Origin of the sequence: Qipengyuania sphaerica, from assembly GCF_019711595.1 — a bacterium.
GTDB classification, from domain to species: domain Bacteria; phylum Pseudomonadota; class Alphaproteobacteria; order Sphingomonadales; family Sphingomonadaceae; genus Qipengyuania; species Qipengyuania sphaerica.
Map to the genome: position 1 here is coordinate 229470 of NZ_JAIGNR010000004.1, position 21243 is coordinate 250712.

The following is a 21243-nucleotide window of genomic DNA, read 5'->3' on the forward strand; positions in this document are numbered from 1 at the left end:
ACGCAAATGGTGAAGAAAAGGTTCACCAATGCAATAGCGTTGCATCGTAGCGTTGCATCGGCTCACCGCAGAAAGGGCGAGCCAGCATCTCAGTCCATGTGCTTCAGGCCGACCCTCAGGTAATCCCATCCGGTGATAACGGTCATCACCGCGGCGGCCCACAAGGTGACGAGACCAACGGTATGCGGCACGTTGGCGCTCATGTCTCCCAGCATGACATTCCACCCGGGCAAGCCCTGCCCCAGGATGAGTGAACCCAATGCCAGAAGCTGGAAGGTCGTTTTCCATTTTGCCAAGCGGCTGACCGGAACCGAAACCTGCAAGCCGCCGAGAAATTCGCGAAGGCCCGAAACGGCGATCTCTCTCACCAGAATGATCAACCCGGCGATCACATGCGCATCGCCGACATACGGCCCGCGCAGGACGCCTTGGGCAGCCAGGACGAGGATCACGGAAGCGACCATGATCTTGTCGGCGATCGGATCGAGGAAAATGCCCAGTTTTGAAACCGCCCCGCTGCTGCGGGCGAGATAACCGTCGAAATAATCGGTGATTCCCATCGCGCAATAAAGCGCGAAGGCCATCAGGTAACCCGCTTCCCATCCCGGCCACCACAGCAGGAACGCCAGCAGCGGGATCGCCACGATGCGCGAAAGCGTGAGGGTATTGGGCAGTGTGAGCATCTGTGTCGGTTCCCCTAGCGACAATCCATCCGCCGCAAAAGACGGTTAGCGGGGTTGTCCGCCGCTACGATGTCTCTACCAAGTGTTCCCATACGGAAGGTTACTTCCCGGGGGTTCATGTTCACAAGCACACATCTTCTGCGCACAAGGCGGTTCCTTCCGCTCTTCGTCACGCAGCTTTTCAACGCCTTCAACGACAATCTCTACAAGACCGCGATGGTCCTGTTCGTCGTCTACCAGATCTATAATTCGGAAGAGGCCGAAGGGCTGTTTTCAGCTGTCGCCTCGGGCCTGTTCATTCTGCCGTTCTTCGTCCTGTCTGCCCTTGCCGGGCAGCTTGCCGACATGCGCGACAAGGCGCTCATCATCCGCAGGGTAAAGGCTTTCGAGATACTGCTGATGGTCATCGGTGCCGCGGGCCTGATGATGGCCTGGCAGGGCTACGAGATGCCTGTCACCGTGTTCGGGATCGAAACCAGCGTGCCGGTATTGCTGATGCTGCTGGCGCTCTTCATGACCGGCATCCAGTCGACATTCCTCGGCCCGATCAAATATGCGATCCTGCCGCAGCACTTGCGCAAGGACGAGGTTTTGGCGGGCACGGGACTGGTGGAAGCCGGGACCTATATCGCCATCCTTGCAGGCACGATCCTTGCCGGTTGGATTCCTGTCGAGGCGGCCGCCGTCGGCATCATCCTGACCTCGATAGTCGGCTATCTGGTCGCACGGCAGGTTCCGTCCGCCCCACCGCAGGGCAAGGTCGAAAAGCTCGACTGGCACATCCTGCGCGCCTCGGTGAAGCTGGTGCGCGAAACGATGCACAACAAGGAAGTCTTCTACGCCATCCTGGCAATCAGCTTCTTCTGGACCATCGGCGCGGTGCTGTTCATCCAGTTCCCGCCGCTTGCCAAGAACGTGATCATGGCGAGCAAGGAGGTGGCGAGCATCTTCCTCGTGGTGTTCTCGGTGGGCGTGGCGATCGGTTCGGTGGCGGTCGGTGCGCTGCTCAAGGGCAAGGTTTCGGCGCGCTACGCCCCGCAATCGGTGATCGTGATGGGGGCCTTCGTCGTCGCCTTCTACGCGGTCTGCAAATTGTGGGAGGCCGACAAGCCGGCCGAGCTGCTCGATGTAACGGGTTTCCTTGCCTGGCCGCTTGCAACGGTGATCCTGCTCTGCCTGCTGGGCATAGCGGTGGCAGGCGGCATGTTCGTGGTGCCGCTCTACGCGTTCCTCACCACGCGTGTCTCGCCCGACAAGGCCTCGCGCACGATCGCGGCGAACAATATCGTCAATTCGGGCGCAATGGTTTGCGGTTCGCTTGCGGCGATGGCGATGAGCGCCGCGGGAGTGCCAATCGTCGAGCAGGTGCTGATCAGCGCGGCTATGTGCCTGATTTCCGCATGGCTCGGGCGCAGGTTGCTGGCCGCCGAACGGGCAGCAGGCATGCACGAGGCAGAAGCGGGCTGAACCGCAGTTCTTAAGTCAGATAATGTAGGCGAGAACCGCGACAAGGGTCGCGAAATAGGTCGTTGCCACACCGCGCACGTCGTTTGCGGTCAGCTTCCAGTCCACAACCTCGCCCTGCGGGACGTCGGCAAACATCCGGCGGCGTTGCGGCAGGCTCATCCGCAGCCAGTGGCGGGCGGCTTCGTTCGAGAGGACTAGGGCGCGTCTCATGATGCCTACTTAACGAATTTTTAACTATTGGTTTCCCCGCAAATCCGCGCCGTTCCAATTCGGGACAGCATTTTCCAATCCTGGGGATAATCGGGAACCGAATTCGCAGCGATTGCGCGAGAGGTCGCGCGGCGCTAACCGCCCCAGCCATGACCACACGCCCTACCCCCGCCGCCGCCAAGCTGCTCGTCGATTGCCTGATCGAGCAAGGCTGCGAGCGGATTTTCACCGTCCCCGGCGAAAGCTTCCTCCAGGTGCTCGACGCGCTTGGCCAGCAGGACACGATCGACCTCGTCACCTGCCGCCAGGAAGGCGGGGTGGCGATGATGGCCTGCGCCGACGGGGCGATGACCCAGCGACCCGGCGTGGCCTTCGTCACGCGCGGGCCCGGTGCCACCAACGCCAGCATCGGCGTGCACGTCGCGATGCAGGATTCGCAGCCGATGATCCTCTTCGTGGGCGACGTCGACAGCGAGATGCGCGACCGCGAGGGCTTCCAGGAGGTCGATTTCGCCGCCTTTTTCGGCCCCATCGCCAAATGGGCCGCGCGCATCGACAGCGCGGACAGGATCCCCGAATACGTCGCCCGCGCCTATGCCATGGCGATTTCGGGCCGCCCCGGGCCAGTCGTGCTCGCCCTGCCCGAAGACATGCTGAGCCGCGACACCGATGCCAAACCGCGAAAGCGGGTCGAGCGCCCGGCACAGGCGCCGTGCCCCGATGCAATGCAGGCGATGAGGGCGCTCATCGCCGATGCCGCCTCGCCCATCGCGGTGATCGGCGGCGCGGGCTGGAATGCCAAGGCGCGCGAATACTTCCAGCTTTTCGCCGAGCGCCTCGGCATCCCCGTCACCACGGCATTCCGGAGGCAGGATGCGATCTCGCCTTCGAGCCGCGTCTATGCCGGCAACCTCGGATACGGCCCCAACCCCAAGCTGGTCGAGCGGGTGAAGAATGCCGACCTCGTGCTGGCAGTCGGCGCGCGGCTGGGTGAGGCGACCACCGACGGTTACACCGTCCCCCCGCTGGTCGATGGCGAGCGCATGCTCATCCACGTCCATCCCGATCCCAACGAGCTCAACAGCGTCTATCCCGCCGACCTTGCGATCTGCGCCGAGATGGACGAATTCGCCGAAAGCGCTGCCTTGTGGGACGATGGCGATGCGATCGATTTCGATGCGGGGCGGCAGGCGCACGCCGAATGGGAAGCCTGGGCGACCGCGCGTCCCGCCGACTATGCGCTCGACATGGCGTCGTGCGTCCAGTTCATGCGCGACACGCTCCCTGCCGATACGATCATCTGCAACGGCGCCGGAAATTTTGCGGGATGGTGGCACCGCTACTGGCGCTACGAAGGTTTCCCGACCCAGCTCGCCCCGACCTGCGGCGCGATGGGCTATGGCGTTCCCGCAGCGGTGGCAGCCGCTCTCCGCTTCCCGCAGCGCACCGTCGTTGCCGTGGCCGGCGATGGCGATTTCATGATGAACGGGCAGGAACTGGCGACCGCCGTCCAGCACGATGCGAACATGATCGTGATCGTGGTCGACAATTCGGCCTATGGCACGATCCGCATGCACCAGGAACGCGAATTCCCGGGCGACGAACGCATCAGCGGCACCCGCCTCGCCAATCCCGATTTCGCGGCCCTCGCTTCGGCCTATGGTGGATGGTCGGCCAGCGCCTCGACCACCCAGGAATTCAAGGACGCGCTCGTCGCTGCCGAAGGCCGCTCGGGCCTGCGCCTGATCCACGCCAGGATCGAGATCGAACAGCTCGCCGCCAGCGGCGCGACAGTCAGCGGTCTCCGCAACCGTTGACAGCAAGCGAAAGGGCCGCCTACCATGTCGGGAGACGGCCCTTCCTCGCTGAATTTCAGCGTAGCGGCTAACGTTAAATGTCGTTGCCGAGTTCGCCTTCGATTTCACCCTTGAACTGCTGGGCTTCGCCCTTGCGTTCCTGGCGCTCGCCTTCCTGGTGGAGGCTGGCATCGTCGGTCATCTCTGCAACGGCCTGCTTGGTGTTGCCGCTCATTTCGTTGGCATTGCCTTTGATTTTTTCTGTCAGTTCGCCCATGGGGCCTCTCCTTCTGTCTGGTTGCACCAATTGTGGTGCGCTTACAGGGAGATAACGGGCGGGAAGCAGCTGGCGTTCCGGTGGATTGCGGCGAAGCGTTAGGCCCGAGCGGTAAAGCCTAGATGCCCGCCATCGAACAGATGACCGACCATTCCTCAGGCGTGATTTCGGCCACCGAAAGGCGTGACAGCTTCACCAGTTCGCACTCGGCCAGCTGCGGCTCCGCCTTGATCTGCTTGAGCGTGACCGGATGCGGCAGCTTGGTCTTCGGCTTCACCTTTACCGCCGCCCATTTGCCCTCGGGATCGGTCGGATCGGTGATCCCTGCAACGCTTACTTCGCAGATGCCGACGATCTCGAGCCCCTCGCGCGAGTGATAGAAGAAGGCCTGGTCACCAACTTTCATGGCAGCAAGGTTGTTCTTCGCCCGGTGGTTGCGGACACCGTCCCAGGTGCCTTCCTTTTCGGCTACGAGGTCGTCCCAGCTGTATTTGAAAGGTTCGGATTTCATCAGCCAGTAACGGGCCATATTTTTGCGCTCCTGAGGGTCTTTGGTTTGGCGCTGCGTAGCGGGCGACAGAGGGCTTGGCCAGTCCGAGCCAAGTAACGGAAAAACCAGTTAACGGGTTTTTAGGCAGCGCCGCGTAATTAGAGCTTGCCGACAACTCCGGGGGGTCCCTTGGCGCAGGATCAAGAGCCAGTAACCGTTACCGACCGAGCAGCACGCAAGAGCGTGTGGCCCGCCGTGCGCAAGCGCCATGACTTTGTCACCCTGGCGATCGCTCTGGCCGCCATCGGTCTGTTCATGGCGACTGCAAGCATGGTCCTGCCTGCGCTGCTGCGCCATGGTTTTGGCGGCGCGGACGGTCCAGACGCAATTCTGACGAATGCGCTGATCCTCAACATCGCCCTCATCCTGCTCGGCTGGAACCGCTACAAGGCCTTGAACGGCGAGCTCGAGCACCAGAAACGTGCCGAGCGCGAAGCTCGCCAGCTGGCCGACAAGGACGACCTTACCGGCAGCCTCAACCGCCGCAGTTTTGCCGCGATGCTGGAGGGTCTCCTCAGCGGGGAGAAGAACCCCGACCGCGCGATCGCCGCAATTGCGATCGACCTCGACAACTTCAAGCAGGTCAACGACCTCAACGGTCATGCCGCCGGCGACAAGGTGCTGTGCGAAGCTGCCGAGCGGATTGCCAAACTGCTGCCCGATGGTGCGCAGCTGGCCCGCCTGGGTGGCGACGAGTTCATCTGCGCCGTACCCTATCTCACGCATTCGCCCGATCGCATCGACCATCTCGTCACGCGGATGATCGAAACCGTGGCACGCCCGGTTGTACACCAGGCCAATGCCATCGATATCACCGTGTCGATCGGTATCGCGGGCTCCAACCAGCTCGACGGACAGAGCATCGAAACCCCGGCGCAGGACCTGATGCACAAGGCGGATATCGCCATGTATCACGCCAAGAAGCAGGGCAAGAACCGCTTCTACTGGTTCGAAGCGCCGATGGAGAACGAACTGCGCTTTCGTAACGAACTCGAAGCCGGCATCCGCCGCGGCATCGAGAACGACGAGTTCGTTCCCTATTACGAGCAGCAGATCGATCTCGATACGGGCGAAATCGTCGGCTTCGAGATGCTGGCACGCTGGGAATCGCCCGAGATGGGGCTGGTGAACCCAGACATCTTCATTCCCATCGCCGAAGAGATCGGTGTCATCGCCGATCTTTCGGAGCGCCTGATTTCGAAGGCTTTCGAGGATGCCAAGCAATGGGATCCGGAGATCACGCTGTCGGTGAATATTTCGCCGGTGCAGATGCGCGATCCGTGGTTTGCGCAGAAGATCCTCAAGATGCTGGTGGAACACCGCTTCCCTGCGCATCGCCTCGACATCGAAGTCACAGAAACCTGCCTGCACGAAAACATCGGCATGGTGCGTTCGATGATCACCTCGCTGCGCAACCAGGGCGTCAAGGTCAGCCTCGACGACTTCGGGACCGGATACTCCAGCCTCTCGCAGCTGCGCAGCCTGCCGTTTGACCGGCTCAAGATCGACCGCAGCTTCATCACCGAACTGAGCAACGAGAACCAGAGCGACAAGCTCGTCGATGCGATCGTCTCGATGAGCGACGGCCTTAAGCTGCCAATCACTGCCGAGGGCATCGAGAACGAAAAGGTCCTCGAAGCCCTGAGCCGCTGGGGCAGCATGAAGGGCCAGGGCTACCACTATGGCCGCCCCGAACCGGCCGACGATGTCCTTAAGCGGCTCGAGATGGCCGGCAAGCTGGCACTGACGAACGAAGACAATGTCGTCAGTCTCGCAAACACCTCCGACGAAGACGATACCGCGAAGCGCGCCGGCTAAGGCTGGACGTTAAACATCGCAGCACCTAGATGCGCGGTCCTATGCGCGTCTCCTTCACCAAGATGCATGGTCTCGGCAACGACTTCGTCGTGCTGGATGCGCGCGCGCAGGAAATACCAACGATCACGGAAAAGGTCGCCGCGCGGCTGGCGGATCGCAACACCGGCATCGGGTGCGACCAACTGATTTTGCTCGAACCGAGCGATGGCGCCGACTTTCGCATGCGGATTTTCAACCATGACGGCGGCGAAGTCGGTGCCTGCGGCAATGCAACGCGCGCCGTGGCTTTGCTCCATGGAAGCGAGGCGCGGATCGAGACGGGCGGCGGCATGCTGACGGCGTCACCGACCGGTGACGGAGCAAGCGTGGACATGGGCGAACCGCGCTTCGACTGGGACGCGATCCCGCTGGCTTATCCCGTGGACACGCTCTCGATGCCTGTCGGCTGGGAAACGCTGAACGATCCGGGCGCGGTGAATGTCGGCAATCCGCACGTAATCTTCTTTGTAGAGGATACAGATGCCGTGCCGCTCGATCGCATCGGGCCCGAGATCGAGAACGATCCGCTCTTCCCCGAGCGCGTGAACGTCAACGTCGCGACCATCGAAAACCGGAACCGCATCCGCCTGCGGGTGTGGGAGCGCGGCGCGGGGCTGACCCGCGCTTGCGGGACGGGCGCCTGTGCCACGGCAATCCATGCGATCCGCCGCAAGCTGGTCGACAATCCGGTGACCGTCGCCCTCCCCGGCGGCGAGCTCGATATCGCATGGCATCCTGGCGGTTCCATCCGCATGACCGGACCTGCCACCGAAAGCTATCGCGGCTCGTTCGAATGGGACGATTACGCGTGAACGCCCCGGTCAAATCGCCCGAAGTGGTCTCTCTGGGCTGCCGCCTGAATATTTCCGAGAGCGAGCGCATCCGCGCCATGCTGGCCGGCGAAGACAATCTGGTCGTCGTCAACAGCTGCGCGGTGACGAGCGAGGCGGTGCGGCAGACGCGGCAGGCCATCCGCAAGGCGCGCAGAGCCAATCCCGACGCCCGCCTGCTGGTGACCGGCTGCGCCGCCGATATCGAGCGCGAGCAGCTAGCGGCCATGCCCGAGGTCGATGGGCTGATCGCAAACGAGGTGAAACTCGATCCACGCTCCTGGAATGTTCCTGCCTCCGCGCCGCCGGTCCCTGCCCTTCACACCCGTGCCTTCGTTGCTGTCCAGAACGGGTGCGACCACGCCTGCACTTTCTGCGTCATCCCGCAGGGGCGCGGGAAAAGCCGCTCGCTCGGTGTTCCCGAAGTTCTGCGCGAAGTCGAAGCGCATCTGGAAGCTGGCGCGTCGGAAGTCGTGCTGACGGGTGTCGATGTCACCTCATGGGGCCATGACCTTGCGGGACAGCCCAAGCTTGGTGCGCTGGTGCGAGCGGTCCTCGATGCCTTCCCTGCCCTCGCCCGCATCCGCATGTCGTCGATCGACGGGATCGAGGTGGACGAGGAACTGTTCGAACTCTTCGCTTCAGCGCCGCGCGTCATGCCGCACATCCACCTTTCGCTCCAGCACGGGCATGATCTCATCCTCAAGCGCATGAAGCGGAGGCATTTGCGCGCCGACGCGGCAGATCTGGTGCAGCGCCTCAAGCAGCGTCGCCCAGATATTGTCGTCGGTGCCGATCTCATCGCCGGCTTTCCGACCGAGACCGAAGAGCATCACCAGGCCAATCTGTCGATCATCCGCGAATTGCAGATCGTCCACGGCCACATCTTCCCCTATTCGCCCCGTCCCGGCACTCCTGCAGCGCGGATGCCACAGGTCGAGCGCGCCACGATAAAGCGCCGCGCAGCAGAACTTCGTACCAAAGTTTCGAAGCTGCGCGCAGAGTGGCTGGCGTCGCTCGTCGATAAGCCAACGCAAGTCCTCGCCGAAGCCGACGGGACCGGCTATTCGCCAGAATTCGCCCGCGTGAAGTTGCCCGAGGGCACGCAGCGCGGCTCCATCGTCACCGTGACGCCCAAGACACTCGAGGACAATCTCCTGTCATGAGCAAACCCAGCTGGACCGAGCGCCTGTTCGGCGGCTTCAAGAAAACCTCCGAGCGCCTGACCGAAAACCTCTCCGAGGCGGTTACCAAGGCCAAGCTCGACGATGCGACGCTCGACGATGTCGAGGATGCGCTGATCATGTCCGACCTCGGGCCAAGCGCCGCCGCGCGCATCCGCGAGAAGCTCAGAGAAAAACGCTTCGGCCTCGAAATAAGCGCCGACGAGCTGAAGCAGGCGGTGGCAGACGAGATCGCCGCCATCCTGCGCCCGGTCGCCAAGCCGCTCGAGATCACCGCCTTCCCGCGCCCGCAGGTCCTGCTGGTGATCGGCGTCAACGGCAGCGGCAAGACCACCACCATCGCCAAGCTGGCGCATCTCTTCGTCGAGGACGATTACAACGTCATGCTGGCAGCAGGCGACACCTTCCGAGCGGCAGCAATCGGTCAGCTCCAGACCTGGGCAGACCGCGTGGGAGTGCCCATCGTGCGCGGACCCGAAGGCGGCGATCCGGCCTCCATCGTGTTCGACGCGGTCAAGAAAGGCACCGAGATCGGCACCGACGTGCTCATCGTCGACACCGCCGGCCGCCTCCAGAACAAGCGCGAGCTGATGGACGAGCTGGCCAAGATCCGCAAAGTTCTCGGCCGCCTCAACCCCGAAGCACCGCACGACGTGGTGCTGGTGCTCGATGCCACCAACGGCCAGAACGCACTTAGCCAGATCGACGTTTTCAAGGAGGTCGCAGGTGTGACAGGCCTCGTGATGACCAAGCTCGACGGCACTGCGCGCGGCGGCGTGCTGGTACAGGCGGCAGAGCAATACGGCCTGCCCATCCATGCCATCGGCGTGGGCGAAAAGATCGACGATTTGCGCCCTTTCGACCCCGACCTGGTTGCGCGCGTGATTGCGGGGATTGCCTGATGAGCGACACCAAACCTGAAAAAAAGCCCACCGGCTGGCTGCACACGCTGGTCGATTACGGCCCGCTGCTGGTATTCCTCGGCGTCTACAAGTTCTACCAGCCGCCCGAGACCTCGACCTTCGGCGAGATCGCTGCGGTGATCTACGGCACCATCGCCTTCATGGTCGCCGCCGTGGTGGCGCTGGTGTTCAGCAAGTGGAAGTTCGGCAAGGTCAGCCCGATGCTGATCCTTTCCACGACGCTGATCGTCGGCTTCGGAGCGCTAACCATCTGGCTTCGCGACGAGCGCTTCATCCAGTTCAAGCCGACCGCGATCTACCTCCTGTTCGGATTCGTGCTCATCGTAGGTTGGCTGCGCGACCGGGCATGGCTCCAGGTGCTATTGGAAGCCGCATTCGAAGGTGTCACGCATGAAGGCTGGCTCAAGCTTTCGCGCAATTGGGGCTTCTTCTTCGTTGCGCTTGCCGGCCTGAACGAAGTGCTGGTGCGCACGATGAGCTTCGAAAGCTGGCTTTGGGCGAAGTTGTGGGTGTTCCTGCCCCTGACCTTCCTTTTCACCTTCACGCAGATCCCGATGCTGCTGAAACACGGCCTATCGCTGGAGGACACCGACGAAGTTCTAGAAGACGAGCCGCCGACGGCTTGATCATACCTCGTTTTCCCCCGGCGTGATCTTGATCATGACACGCATGAGGGTCGTGTAGATCAGGACGACGGTGGCAGCTGACAGGCCGACCATCAAGACCGTTCCAGCGAACAACCCGTCGTAGACGTTGGCGAACCATGCGGGCGGCAGTTCGTCGAACTCGCCGATAGGCAAAGCGAAAGCCATCAGAAGAATCAGGGATACCATCAGGGTTATCGCCGAGAGGCGCCCTACCATGGCGACGTCCCGATATGCCGCATGGTCGAAATCCTCGTCCATCCGGCGGATCATCCCCACCAGGGTGAGCATTAGGGCGATAATCGTCGCCGAAGCAGTCGCGATGGCCGAGCCCAGATAGAGCCCCGCGCGCGAGAGGGCATTGAGCAGATCAACCGCTTCCGCCGCCCCGTAAACCGATCCGATTGCAGCGCGTGCTCCATATCCGACCGCGCAGACCAGCAGGAAGGACAGGGTCGACCAACGATAACAGCTGATTAATTTCCACATGCCCCTGTGTATGTCTGATAAGCGGGGTAGTTCCGACTACCGGGGTCTTGATCGGGCGCGAATGCTGGATATGCGGCGTCCGCATGACCGATACGATGATTCTGGCGTGGGCCTCGCAAGGCGACCACGAAACGCTTGCCGATGTAATGTACGACGCTGTCCGCAACGGGCCGAGCCGCTATAACGATGCCCAACGCGCCGCTTGGGTGCCCGAACGCCGTAGCGGCGAAGCCTGGGACGAGCGCCTGGCGCGGCAGGACATTGTCATGGCCGTGAAGGACCAGGCGGTGCTCGGTTTCATGAGCCTCGATAAAGCAGGCTATATCGATTTCGCCTACATCCGCCCCGGGGCCCAAGGCAGCGGCCTGTTCCGCAAGATGTTCGAGGCAATCGAAGGGAAGGCGCGCGACAAGGGCGAGCCGCGCCTGTGGGTGCATGCCAGCCTGATGGCTCAGCCGGCCTTTGAGAAGATGGGCTTCACCGTCGTCGAGCACGAGGTCGTCCATATCGGCGAGCAAGCGTTCGAAAGAGCGGAAATGGAGAAGCCGCTCACCTGACGTTGATCGGATGTAGACCCAGTGAGAGGATAGGCGCTAGGACCCGGCAATGGAAGTCCAGATCAGCCTCGATCCGCCCGCAGAACATGCCGCGCGCCTCAGCCGCGGCATCATGGAATTCAACGCTGCCAGCATTCCCGATCTCGAAAGGGTCGAAGACGAAATCCGTTTTCATGTCCTTGCGACCGACGATGCGGGAGAGCTGGCTGGTGGCCTTCGGGGAACGTGTTACTGGAACACGCTGCATATCGAACTGCTCTGGCTATCCGAAGATGCCCGAGCGCTGCGTCTGGGGAGCCGGATCGTAGAGGAAGCGGAACGCTTTGCGCGGTCCGAGGGATGCGAGAAAGCCTTTGTCGAGACCACGAGTTGGCAGGCCCGGCCCTTCTATGAGAAAGCCGGGTATGTGCTTATGGCCACGCTCGAAGGGCGCCCCAAGGGACACTCTACGCATTACCTGATGAAAGAGCTGTCGGCCGTCTGAGCGACCAGCCTAGATTTCGACCTGGCTACCCAATTCGACCACGCGGTTGGTGGGCAGACGGAAGAAATCCATCGCCGTCGCTGCATTGCGTAGCATCCACGCGAATATCTTCTCACGCCAGATGGGCATGCCGGGCGTCTTGCTCGGTAGCAAGGTCTGGCGGCTGAGGAAGAAGCTGGTGTGCATCATGTCGAATTCGCCGCCACAACGCTCCATTTCCTTCAGACCCTGCGGGACGTTCGTCTCCTGCATGAAGCCGTAATGGAGGACCGCACGGTAGAAACCGTCGCCTAAGTCGTGGATCTCGCACCGCTCGTCGGCATCGACATAGGGCGCGTCCGCGATCAGCACCGTCAGGATTATCACGCGCTCGTGCAGCACCTTGTTGTGCTTGATGTTATGCAGGAGTGCGCTTGGTACACCGGCGGTCTGGCTGGCCATGAAGATAGCGGTTCCGGGCACGCGCGTGGCGGAATTCTTGGCGCTCTTGGCAAAGATCTCGATCGGCAGCGCAGTCTCGTGCATGCGCTCTCGCATGAGCTTGCGCCCGCGCGCCCAGGTTGTGAGCAGGGTGAAGGCGATGAGACCCACGACCAGCGGGAACCAGCCGCCCTGCGGCACCTTGAACAGGTTCGCCGCGAAATAGGCCCCGTCGATGATCAGGAAGAAGATCACCACCGGCGCGGCATACCACCACTTCCATTTCCACACGCCCACGAACAGCACACCCATCAGCAGCGTGTCGATAGTGACCGCGCCCGTCACCGCGATGCCATATGCGGCGGCGAGGTTGGAGGAAGACTGGAAGGTCAGCACAAGGATGATCACCGCGACCATCAGGGCCCAGTTGATGACCGGGATGTAGATCTGGCCAGCTTCGGTCTCGCTCGTGTGGCGGATCGTCATGCGGGGCATGAAGCCAAGCTGCATCGCCTGGTGGGTGATGCTGAAGGCACCCGAGATCACTGCCTGGCTGGCGATAAACGTCGCCACGGTGGCGAGGATGACGAGCGGCAGGCGGAACTCTTCGCTGGCGAGCAGGAAGAAGGGGCTCTGCACGACTGCGGCCGCCTGTTCCGGCGGGAGGCCCGCAATCATGGCGCCCTGGCCGAAATAGTTCAGCAGCAGGCACGGCATCACGAAGCCGAACCACGAAAGCCGCATCGGCCCGCGGCCGAAATGCCCCATATCCGAATAGAGCGCTTCCGAACCCGTCACCGCCAGCACCACCGCGCCCATCGCGAGGAAGGCGACGAAACCGTCGGTGACGAAGAACATTACCGCGTAATAAGGGTTGAGCGCCCAGAGGATATCGGGGTTGTGGATGATCTGGTTGAGCCCCAGTCCCGCCAGCGTCAGGAACCAGACGATCATCACGGGCGCAAACAAGGCACCGACCTTCGCCGTTCCGCGACTCTGGAGGACGAACAGGATCACCAGCAGGACTAGCGCGATGGGTATAACCATGGGATCTAGCGTGTGATTTACCACGGTCAGGCCCTCGACCGCCGAGAGGACGGAAATCGCAGGCGTAATCATGCTGTCGCCATAGAATAGCGAAGTGGCGAAGACGCCCAGCAGCACGACCAGCCAGGCGTATTTGGACTGGCCCATGTGGCGGCTCAGCAGCGCGACGAGCGCGAGGCTTCCGCCCTGCCCCTTGTTGTCCGCACGCATCAGGATGGTGACATATTGTAGCGCCACCACGATCACCATCGACCAGAAGATCAGGCTGACCACGCCAAGCACGTGCATGCGATCGATGGCGATATTGGCCGCGCCTGCGAAGGTCTCGCGAAAGGCGTAAAGCGGGCTGGTACCGATATCGCCGAAGACGATACCGATCGCACCTACGGCGAGAGCAGCCTTGGACGCGCCATGGCCATGGGAGTTCGCTTCGCCCTGAGCGGGCGTCGATTCAGGCGTAGTCGCCTCGGTCATATGTGGAGTGTTACCTGACGCATGGGGTCAAAACCTTGGCTCTCGGGAGCGCGACCCCCGTGCAAGGTGGCGGCGCTTAGCACCATGGAGGGAGCACCGCAATATATGGGTGCAATCCGACCTATTCCGCAGCGTCGGCCGGCCGCATCATCGACTCGAGACGCATGAGGCGCAGCGCCAGCGACTCGCGCCATGGAGCATCCTCGGGCGCAGCCAGCAGAGCTTCGCGCCACAACTCGAATGTCCGCTCGGCCTCTCCTGCGCGGAGCCACGCAAACCCGAGAAAATAGCGCGGACCGCCGTTTTCCTCTTCCAGCGCCTGTGCTTTCTCGAAGGCGTGGAGCGCGGCAGGGGTAAGCTGTCCATCGGCATGCTCGACCAGCGCAATACCAAGACCGAGCCACGCCTCGGTGTCCTGCGGGTTCTCCTCGACCGCGTTGCGATAGAAACCCGAAGCCCGCTCGAAATCGCCCCGACGCAGGTAGCTGTCCCCCGTTACGATCCAGCGCGAGGGGAATTGCGAGGTGTCGAAGAATTCGCGCCGCGCTTCGACCAGCAGTTCGCCATCGATAGGCTCTTCCTGCATCGCTTCTCCCGGCGCAGCGGGCTGGCCGGGCGAACCCTGCAGCGCATAGCCGGCAAGACCGAAAAGCAAGGTCGCGCCGAGTATCGTCCAGCCCCCACGACCGACGCGCAGAAGGAAAGCTGCGACAACGAAAGTGATGGCGGCCAGTACAACGATGGGCAGCCAGCTCATGCGCGCCTCCGGAAGCGGCGCCAGAACAGCAGGGCCGCGATAAGGGCCAGCAGCACAGGAATGGCGAAAAGCGGCCAGGTAGTGGCGCTCATCACCGGTTCGTAGCTCACATAGTCGCCGTACCGGTCCATCAGCCAGCGGCGAATGTCTTCGGGCTCCTCGCCCGCGGCGATCCGGATGCGGACCTGGTGGCGCATGTCGCCCGCCATGGAGGCATCGCTATCGGCAATCGACTGCGACTGGCACTTGAGGCAGCGCAGCGTCTCCATAAGGTCTTGCGCCGCGGCCTCCTGCGCCGGATCGTCGAGCTGGCGATAAGCATAGGGTGCAGGCGGAATGTCGTTTTGCGCCGCAAGCGGGAGGGCTACAAGAGCCATCAGGAAAGCGAAAAGCGCCCTCATCGCCCGGCCTTTCGCAACTCTTCGAGCAATATCGGCACATGCTCTGCCCGGATGTCGCCGATATGCTGGTAGGCGATGCGCCCCTTGCCATCGATCACGAAGGTTTCCGGTACACCCGAAGAGCCAATGCCAAGCTGGACCTCGGACAAGTCGTCGCGCCCGATACGGGTATAGGGATTGCCGTGGTCGGACAGGAAGCGCGCAATATCTTCAGGCTTGTCCCGGATCGCCACGCCCACGATTTCGACCCCCTCGTCCTTCAGGGCTTCGAGTTGCGGCGCCTCGGCGATGCAAGGCAGGCACCAGCTTGCCCAGATGTTGAGGAGTTTGGGCTTGCCGTCGGCGAAATCCTCGCTGTTGGCGCCCGGAAGGTCAGGAACTGCGGCGGGCAAGGTGAAATAGGGCAGCTCTTGCCCTACCATCGCGCTTTTCACGAACTCGTCGCGCGGCTGGCTGAGCTGGTAGGCCGCAAGGCCGAGGAAGCCGAAAAACACCATGAAGGGGAGCCACAAGCGCCAGCTCATGCCAAGGCCTCCGCTTCCGCCCGACGCTCGGCGACCTTGCGCCGCACGATCCGGCGCTTCAGGTCACCGCGCACCCGCCCGATGATCGCCAGGATGCCGCCCAGCGCGATGATCAGGCCGCCGTACCAGATGAAGGTCACGAACGGCTTCCACCACAGCCTCAACTGGTAACGTCCACCGCGATTGTCGGCGCCCATCACGGCATAAAGCTGGCCGTTCCAACGCGTGACGAGAACACTTTCCGTGGTCTGCTGCGGAGGTGCCCAGAAATTACGCGATTGCGGCGCAATAGTTTGCGGCTCGCCCCCCTCATAGGAAACGGCCATGCGCCCCGCGATCGCGGTCCAGTTCGGTCCGGCGACCGGTTCGACCGCCTCAAGCCGGACCTGCCAGGGACCAACGCTGGTTGCGCCACCTTCTTCGAGAGCTGCAAGGTGCTCCTCGGTAAAGGCGCTTTCGCTCGCCATGCCGAAAAGTGAGATAGCGAGGCCGAAATGCGCAACCACCATGCCCCATGTCTCGATAGGCACCCTTCGCAATTTGCGGCCTCTCAGCGGGAGGAAACTCGCGACAGCGAGGGCAATTGCAAACGACAAGCCGAGCAGCGGCAGGATCGCGAGGCCGAACAGCAGGCCCAAAAGGACGATGCCCGCCAGCAGGAATGCCGCCACCAGCGCGATCTCCTTGGAAATCCGTCCGAAGCCGTCCTTGCGCCAGCGCAGCAGAGGTCCGACCGCCATTACCGCGAGCATCGGAAAGGCGAAAATGGCGCCGACCGGGTTGAAATAGGGCGGGCCCACCGAAACGCGTACGTCGAATGCCTCGGTCAGCAGCGGATAGAGGGTTCCGAGCAGCACCACGGCGAGGATGGCGCTCAGCATGACATTGTTGACCACGAGCGCCCCCTCGCGGCTGGCCACCGAAAAGCGCTCGCCCTCGTTGATTGCGCCTGCGCGCAGGGCGAACAGTAGCAAAGCTCCGCCGATATAGATGGCGAGGAGGAACAGGATGAAGCTGCCGCGTTCCGGATCGACGGCAAAGGCATGGACGCTGGTCAGGATACCCGAGCGCACGAGGAAGGTGCCGAGCATCGACATCGAGAAAGCGACCACGCCCAGCATGATCGTCCACACGCGCAGCGCGTCACGGCTCGCAAGTACGCTGGCCGAGTGCAGCAGCGCGGTGGCCGCAAGCCACGGCATCAGCGAAGCGTTCTCGACCGGGTCCCAGAACCAATATCCGCCCCAGCCGAGCTCATAATAGGCCCAGTAGCTGCCTGCAGTGATCCCCAATGTGAGGAACACCCACGCGCCGAGGATCCATGGCCGCATCGCGCGGGCGAAATCGGGAGTGACCTGCCGGGTCAGCAGCGCGCCGACCGCAAAGCTGAAAGCCACCGAAAGGCCGACATAGCCGAAATAGAGCGTCGGCGGATGAAGCGCGAGGCCGATATCCTGCAGCAGCGGATTAAGGCCCATCCCCTCGGTCGCCGGTTGAGGGAGGCGCTCGAAGGGATTCGAACTCAGCAGCAGGAAAGCATAAAATCCCAGCGCCACGAAACCCTGCGCAGCTAGTGTGGCCTGCATGGTGCGCTCTGGCAGGCGGCGTTCAATTCCCGCGATCAATGCGCCCGCAAGTGCCATCACCGTCACCCACAGCAGCATAGAGCCTTCGTGATTACCCCAGGCGCCCGAGATCTTGAAAATCAGCGGCTTCATCGTGTGCGAATTCGTTGCCACCAGCTTCACCGACAGATCGGTGATGGCGAAAACCCACAGCAACGCGCCGAAAGAAAGCGCTACCAGTCCTCCCTGCAGGATGGCAGCAGGACGCGTGAGGCCGGCTATGTCACTTTCGGTCCCTCCGCGCAGGGCGAGGATACCGCCCAAGAGCTGCAGGGCCGCCAGCGCTGCGGCCAGCCACAGCGCGGCAAGACCGAGTTCGGCAATCATTCGAGGCCGACCGTCGTGTCTTCGGCCATCTTTGCGGCCTGGTGCTCGCTCATGCCTTCGAGTTCGCGCGGAACGTAATTCTCGTCATGCTTGGCCAAGAGGTTGTCGGCAATGAAGGTGCCGCCCGCGTCTAGCCTGCCTTCAGCTACCACGCCCGAACCCTCGACAAACAGGTCGGGAAGAATACCTGTGTAGCGAACCGGCACGGCCGAATCCTCGCGACCGGTGACGGTGAAGGTCACCGTGATCCCGTCGGATAGGGTCTCGAGCGAACCGGGGGCGACCATGCCGCCTAGACGGACCGCCTGCCCGACTGCGGGCGGCGAGGCCTCCATCTGCTCGGGCAGGTAAAAATAGCTCGCCTGGTTGCGCAAGGCGTAGATCGCCAGCAGCACCGCGCCGAACAGCGCGGCGAGCGCGAGCAGCACGAGGACGAGGCGCTGGTGTTTCGCCTTCATTTGGCGCGTGCCTTTTCGCGGCGCTTTTCTGCGCGCTTCATGGCCAGCCAGCTCCACGCAATCATGGCAAGCGTGCCGCCCACACCGATGGCGTAAGCCGCATAAACGAAGGTCCACTGGTCGAGCGCTTCTCTCATCAGTCGGCTTCCATCGCACGGCGGCGCAGGCGTGCTTCCGCCTGAATATCGGCCAGGAGCGCGCGCATCCGGGCCAGCACCACACCGCCGAAAATGAGCGAGAAACCGATCACTGCCACCATCAGTGGCATCAGGAAGATGCCGTCGATTGCGCTCTTGCCCATGGTAATGCTGGGGGGCTGGTGGAGCGAGTTCCACCACACCACGCTGCGGTTGATAATGGGGATGTTGATTGCGCCGAGAAGGCCGAAAATGGCGGGAATGCGGGCCGAGACACCCTCGCGCTCGGCGGCCTGGCCCAGTGCGATATAGGCGACATAGAGAAACGCAAGGACCAGCATCGAAGTCAGCCGACCGTCCCAAACCCACCATGTCCCCCATGTCGGGCGGCCCCATATCGAGCCGGTTGCAAGGCAGATCAATGTGAAAACGAGACCGGGCACAGCCGCTCCGCGCGCGGCGATTGCCGCCAACGGGTGGCGCCAGACAAGGAAAACGAGGCTCGATACCGCGATCGCGGTCCAGCCGCCCATGCCCAGCCAGGCGGTGGGCACGTGGATGAAAAGGATGCGCACCGTCTCGCCCATCAACCGGTCGGGCGGGACCTGCGTGAAGCCCCACACCAACGCGCCTGCGGTGAGAACAAGTCCGCTCACAAGCAGAAGCGGCGTCAGCCAGCCTGCCAGCGCGAGGAACCGTTTGGGATTAGCGAAACCGTGCATGGTGAAAGCCGTGGGTCAGCCTATTGCAGCCCTCGCCCCTGCCCGCAAGCCGGATCAGCGGCCGATGAGTTCCTGTGCCATTCGGTCGGCAACCTGGTCCGGCGAGATGCCGGACTTGTCGCTTTCCTGCCAGATCTGCTCGAGCCGTCCCGGGATCAGCGCGATGCGCTTGCGCACTTCGTTGATGTCGCAAGGCGCCTCGTCGTGGCGGCACAGATATTCCAGCGTCACCGAGATGATCCCGCCCGCGTTGATCACATAGTCGGGCGCATAGAGAATGCCGCGCTCGGCCAGCATCGGGCCGTGCTGCGCGCGCTTCAGCTGGTTGTTCGCCCCGCCCGCCACGATCTGGCAGTCGAGCCGTGCGATGCCTTCATCGTCGAGGATTGCGCCAAGCGCGTTGGGGCTGAACACATCGCAGGAAACCGACATGATCGCATCGGGTGCAACGCAATCGGCGTCGAGTTCGGCTGCCAGCGCCTCGCAGCGGTCCATGTGGATGTCCGACAGCGTGAGTTTTGCGCCTTCCTTGGCGAGCAGGCGCGCTACACCGCCGCCGACGCTGCCCGTACCCTGGATCGCGACATGGACACCGTCCATACTGTCCTTGCCCAGCTTGTGCTTCACGGCGGCCTTGATGCCGAGGAAGATGCCGAGCGCGGTGAAAGGACCAGGATCACCGCCGGCCGCATCTTCGCCTTCTACGGGCAAGCCGGAGACATACTGCGTGCGCTCGGCCACAGCGGCCATATCCGCCTCGGAAATGCCGACGTCCTCGGCAGTGACATATTGCCCACCCAGCGCTTCGACCGCATCGGCGAATGCGGCGAGCATTTCTGGCGTCTTGGTCTTGTTCTCATCGGCGAGGATGACGGCCTTGCCGCCGCCCATGGGAAGGCCGGCCATGGCATTCTTGTAGCTCATGCCGCGCGACAGGCGCAGCGCATCGCGCATGGCGGCTTCAGGCTCGGCATAGTGCCAGAAGCGCGTACCGCCGGCGCCGGGGCCGAGATGGGTGGAATGAAGCGCAATGATCGCGGTGAGCCCGCTCTTCGAGTCGCGCACGACCTCGACCAGTTCGTGATCGTCGTAATCCGCTTCGGTCCAGAACGCTGTCATCGGCCTCTCGCCCCTTGGAAAAGGTATCTCTCAGACCCGGTGCGAAGGGAGAAAATGGGGCGATCGACGGGGTTCGAACCCGCGACCTCCGGTACCACAAACCGGCGCTCTAACCAACTGAGCTACGATCGCCACACGCCCCCGGAAACGCTGCCGGGAAGGCGGCACATATACGCGAGGATTGGGCCGTCAACCCGCCTTGCGCAACGGCGAGCGCCTGTTGCACAGGCGGGGGCAAATGGGAAGCGAAAAAGCGATTTTGGAACAATCGGCGCAACTATCTTTCGCGGCTTGCGAAGCGCTCCACCGGCATTATCGTCGCCGCGATGACATTGCCCGGCGAATCTTCGGCTGACCTCCTGCTGTCGCGTCCCGGCATGCAACGCGTGCCCTCGGACAAGCTCGAGCTGTTTCAGCTGCGGAATTTTGCAAGCCCGCAACTCTGCGCACAATTGGTTCAACTGATAGAAAAGGACCGTCGCCCCTCCACGCTCGCCGATGCCGGCGACGACCGCTACTTCCGGACCAGCGAAACCTGCGATCTCGATGCCGAGGAGCCGGCAGTACGTGAACTCGAAGCCTTGCTTGCGGCACTCAATGGAATCGATCCGGTTTATGGCGAACCGCTTCAGGGTCAGCGCTACGCTGTCGGGCAGGAATTCAAGCCACACTGCGACTATTTCAACCGGGGCGGCCAGGACTGGGACAAATACTGTTCGGTTGCAGGACAGCGGACCTGGACTTTCATGGTCTATCTGAACGAGGTCGAGGCCGGCGGAGCGACGCGGTTCAAGGCGGTGAAGAAGACTTTCCAGCCCGAAACCGGCAAGCTCGTGTGCTGGAACAACATGCGCCCCGATGGTCGCGAAAATCCCAACACGATCCACCACGGCATGAAGGTACGCAAAGGTGTCAAATACGTGATCACCAAGTGGTACCGCGAAAAGGAATGGGGCTGGTGAAACGAAAAAGGGCGGCCCCGCAAGGCCGCCCTTCGTAATTTCCTCGCTCTTGCGAGCAGCTTACTTCTTGAGCGTAAGCCCGCCGAAGCGCTTGTTGAAGGCAGCAACGCGGCCGCCCTCTTGGAGCTGCTGCTTGCCGCCGGTCCATGCCGGGTGGCTGGTCGGATCGATTTCCAGCGTCATCGTGTCGCCTTCGCTGCCCCAGGTGGAGCGCGTCTGGAACTCGGTACCATCGGTCATCTTGACCGTGATCATGTGGTAATCGGGGTGACCTTCGGTCTTCATGATAAACGTCCTTCTAGCTTCGGAACGGTTCCGA

General features: G+C 62.5%; 25 protein-coding genes and 1 tRNA gene. 10 read left to right on the forward strand and 16 right to left on the reverse strand.

What is annotated here, in order from left to right; translation table 11 throughout:
- Positions 1-89: 89 nt before the first annotated feature.
- Positions 90-683, reverse strand: coding sequence for a CDP-diacylglycerol--glycerol-3-phosphate 3-phosphatidyltransferase (pgsA, locus tag K3178_RS13070; protein ID WP_221571850.1), 594 nt, complete (start codon positions 681-683; stop codon positions 90-92).
- Between the two features lie 117 nt (positions 684-800).
- On the opposite strand from pgsA, the gene K3178_RS13075 reads away from it, so the two are divergent.
- Positions 801-2150: an MFS transporter gene (locus K3178_RS13075; protein WP_221571851.1), complete on the forward strand. Its 1350-nt coding sequence runs from the start codon at positions 801-803 to the stop codon at positions 2148-2150.
- A gap of 15 nt (positions 2151-2165) precedes the next feature.
- On the opposite strand, the gene K3178_RS13080 is transcribed toward K3178_RS13075, so the two are convergent.
- Positions 2166-2360, reverse strand: coding sequence for a hypothetical protein (locus tag K3178_RS13080; RefSeq protein WP_221571852.1), 195 nt, complete (start codon positions 2358-2360; stop codon positions 2166-2168).
- 149 nt (positions 2361-2509) lie between these two features.
- On the opposite strand from K3178_RS13080, the gene K3178_RS13085 reads away from it, so the two are divergent.
- Positions 2510-4177: a thiamine pyrophosphate-binding protein gene (locus K3178_RS13085; protein ID WP_221571853.1), complete on the forward strand. Its 1668-nt coding sequence runs from the start codon at positions 2510-2512 to the stop codon at positions 4175-4177.
- A gap of 73 nt (positions 4178-4250) precedes the next feature.
- Here K3178_RS13085 and K3178_RS13090 read toward each other — a convergent pair whose 3' ends face one another.
- Together K3178_RS13090 and K3178_RS13095 are read right to left on the reverse strand one after the other, a co-directional pair.
- Complete coding sequence (locus tag K3178_RS13090; protein ID WP_221571854.1) at positions 4251-4433, reverse strand: CsbD family protein; 183 nt, start codon at positions 4431-4433, stop codon at positions 4251-4253.
- A 118-nt stretch (positions 4434-4551) separates the two neighbouring features.
- Positions 4552-4962, reverse strand: coding sequence for an EVE domain-containing protein (locus K3178_RS13095; RefSeq protein WP_221571855.1), 411 nt, complete (start codon positions 4960-4962; stop codon positions 4552-4554).
- Positions 4963-5112: 150 nt separating this feature from the next.
- Between K3178_RS13095 and K3178_RS13100 the strand changes: the two genes are divergently transcribed.
- From K3178_RS13100 to K3178_RS13120, 5 genes are read left to right on the forward strand one after another with little or no spacing between them, the layout of a single operon-like run.
- The gene (locus tag K3178_RS13100) at positions 5113-6801 is read left to right on the forward strand and encodes a putative bifunctional diguanylate cyclase/phosphodiesterase (protein ID WP_247713784.1); all 1689 of its coding nucleotides are present in this window, start codon (positions 5113-5115) and stop codon (positions 6799-6801) included.
- Between the two features lie 41 nt (positions 6802-6842).
- Positions 6843-7652: a diaminopimelate epimerase gene (gene dapF / locus K3178_RS13105; RefSeq protein ID WP_221571856.1), complete on the forward strand. Its 810-nt coding sequence runs from the start codon at positions 6843-6845 to the stop codon at positions 7650-7652.
- Entirely contained in the window at positions 7634-8836 is a 1203-nt protein-coding gene (gene mtaB / locus K3178_RS13110) for a tRNA (N(6)-L-threonylcarbamoyladenosine(37)-C(2))-methylthiotransferase MtaB (protein WP_247713785.1), read from the forward strand. Before dapF ends, mtaB begins: the two co-directional genes overlap by 19 nt.
- Complete coding sequence (gene ftsY, locus K3178_RS13115) at positions 8833-9756, forward strand: signal recognition particle-docking protein FtsY (RefSeq protein ID WP_221571858.1); 924 nt, start codon at positions 8833-8835, stop codon at positions 9754-9756. The genes mtaB and ftsY overlap by 4 nt, the downstream gene beginning before the upstream one ends.
- Positions 9756-10403, forward strand: a complete 648-nt coding sequence (locus tag K3178_RS13120; RefSeq protein WP_221571859.1) for an inner membrane-spanning protein YciB — start codon at positions 9756-9758, stop codon at positions 10401-10403. Before ftsY ends, K3178_RS13120 begins: the two co-directional genes overlap by 1 nt.
- On the opposite strand, the gene K3178_RS13125 is transcribed toward K3178_RS13120, so the two are convergent.
- Positions 10404-10910 (reverse strand): hypothetical protein, encoded by a 507-nt coding sequence (locus K3178_RS13125; protein ID WP_221571860.1) that lies wholly within the window; start codon positions 10908-10910, stop codon positions 10404-10406.
- Positions 10911-10993: 83 nt separating this feature from the next.
- On the opposite strand from K3178_RS13125, the gene K3178_RS13130 reads away from it, so the two are divergent.
- Positions 10994-11467 carry a GNAT family N-acetyltransferase gene (locus tag K3178_RS13130; protein ID WP_221571861.1) on the forward strand — a complete coding sequence of 158 codons (474 nt, stop codon included), beginning with the start codon at positions 10994-10996 and terminating at the stop codon, positions 11465-11467.
- A gap of 49 nt (positions 11468-11516) precedes the next feature.
- Entirely contained in the window at positions 11517-11951 is a 435-nt protein-coding gene (locus tag K3178_RS13135; RefSeq protein ID WP_221571862.1) for a GNAT family N-acetyltransferase, read from the forward strand.
- 9 nt (positions 11952-11960) lie between these two features.
- Here K3178_RS13135 and K3178_RS13140 read toward each other — a convergent pair whose 3' ends face one another.
- The 10 genes from K3178_RS13140 to K3178_RS13185 form a co-directional block, all read right to left on the reverse strand.
- Complete coding sequence (locus K3178_RS13140; RefSeq protein WP_221571863.1) at positions 11961-13892, reverse strand: potassium transporter Kup; 1932 nt, start codon at positions 13890-13892, stop codon at positions 11961-11963.
- A 121-nt stretch (positions 13893-14013) separates the two neighbouring features.
- Positions 14014-14649: a tetratricopeptide repeat protein gene (locus K3178_RS13145; protein WP_221571864.1), complete on the reverse strand. Its 636-nt coding sequence runs from the start codon at positions 14647-14649 to the stop codon at positions 14014-14016.
- A complete protein-coding gene (locus K3178_RS13150; RefSeq protein ID WP_221571865.1) occupies positions 14646-15050 on the reverse strand; it encodes a cytochrome c-type biogenesis protein in 405 nt (134 codons plus the stop codon). The genes K3178_RS13145 and K3178_RS13150 overlap by 4 nt, the downstream gene beginning before the upstream one ends.
- Positions 15047-15574 carry a DsbE family thiol:disulfide interchange protein gene (locus K3178_RS13155; protein WP_221571866.1) on the reverse strand — a complete coding sequence of 176 codons (528 nt, stop codon included), beginning with the start codon at positions 15572-15574 and terminating at the stop codon, positions 15047-15049. Before K3178_RS13155 ends, K3178_RS13150 begins: the two co-directional genes overlap by 4 nt.
- Positions 15571-17526 carry a heme lyase CcmF/NrfE family subunit gene (locus tag K3178_RS13160; protein ID WP_221571867.1) on the reverse strand — a complete coding sequence of 652 codons (1956 nt, stop codon included), beginning with the start codon at positions 17524-17526 and terminating at the stop codon, positions 15571-15573. Before K3178_RS13160 ends, K3178_RS13155 begins: the two co-directional genes overlap by 4 nt.
- Positions 17523-17984 carry a cytochrome c maturation protein CcmE gene (gene ccmE / locus K3178_RS13165; protein ID WP_221571868.1) on the reverse strand — a complete coding sequence of 154 codons (462 nt, stop codon included), beginning with the start codon at positions 17982-17984 and terminating at the stop codon, positions 17523-17525. The genes K3178_RS13160 and ccmE overlap by 4 nt, the downstream gene beginning before the upstream one ends.
- Positions 17981-18121 carry a hypothetical protein gene (locus K3178_RS13170; protein ID WP_221571869.1) on the reverse strand — a complete coding sequence of 47 codons (141 nt, stop codon included), beginning with the start codon at positions 18119-18121 and terminating at the stop codon, positions 17981-17983. The genes ccmE and K3178_RS13170 overlap by 4 nt, the downstream gene beginning before the upstream one ends.
- A complete protein-coding gene (gene ccmC / locus K3178_RS13175) occupies positions 18121-18843 on the reverse strand; it encodes a heme ABC transporter permease CcmC (protein WP_221571870.1) in 723 nt (240 codons plus the stop codon). The genes K3178_RS13170 and ccmC overlap by 1 nt, the downstream gene beginning before the upstream one ends.
- A gap of 54 nt (positions 18844-18897) precedes the next feature.
- On the reverse strand, positions 18898-19962 hold the full coding sequence (locus tag K3178_RS13180; RefSeq protein ID WP_221571871.1) for a Leu/Phe/Val dehydrogenase: 1065 nt from the start codon (positions 19960-19962) through the stop codon (positions 18898-18900).
- Between the two features lie 55 nt (positions 19963-20017).
- A tRNA-His gene (locus K3178_RS13185) sits at positions 20018-20094 on the reverse strand.
- 194 nt (positions 20095-20288) lie between these two features.
- Here K3178_RS13185 and K3178_RS13190 point away from each other — a divergent pair.
- A complete protein-coding gene (locus tag K3178_RS13190; RefSeq protein ID WP_221571872.1) occupies positions 20289-20924 on the forward strand; it encodes a prolyl hydroxylase family protein in 636 nt (211 codons plus the stop codon).
- Between the two features lie 60 nt (positions 20925-20984).
- On the opposite strand, the gene rpmE is transcribed toward K3178_RS13190, so the two are convergent.
- Complete coding sequence (gene rpmE, locus K3178_RS13195; protein WP_221571873.1) at positions 20985-21209, reverse strand: 50S ribosomal protein L31; 225 nt, start codon at positions 21207-21209, stop codon at positions 20985-20987.
- Between the last annotated feature and the right edge of the window lie 34 nt (positions 21210-21243).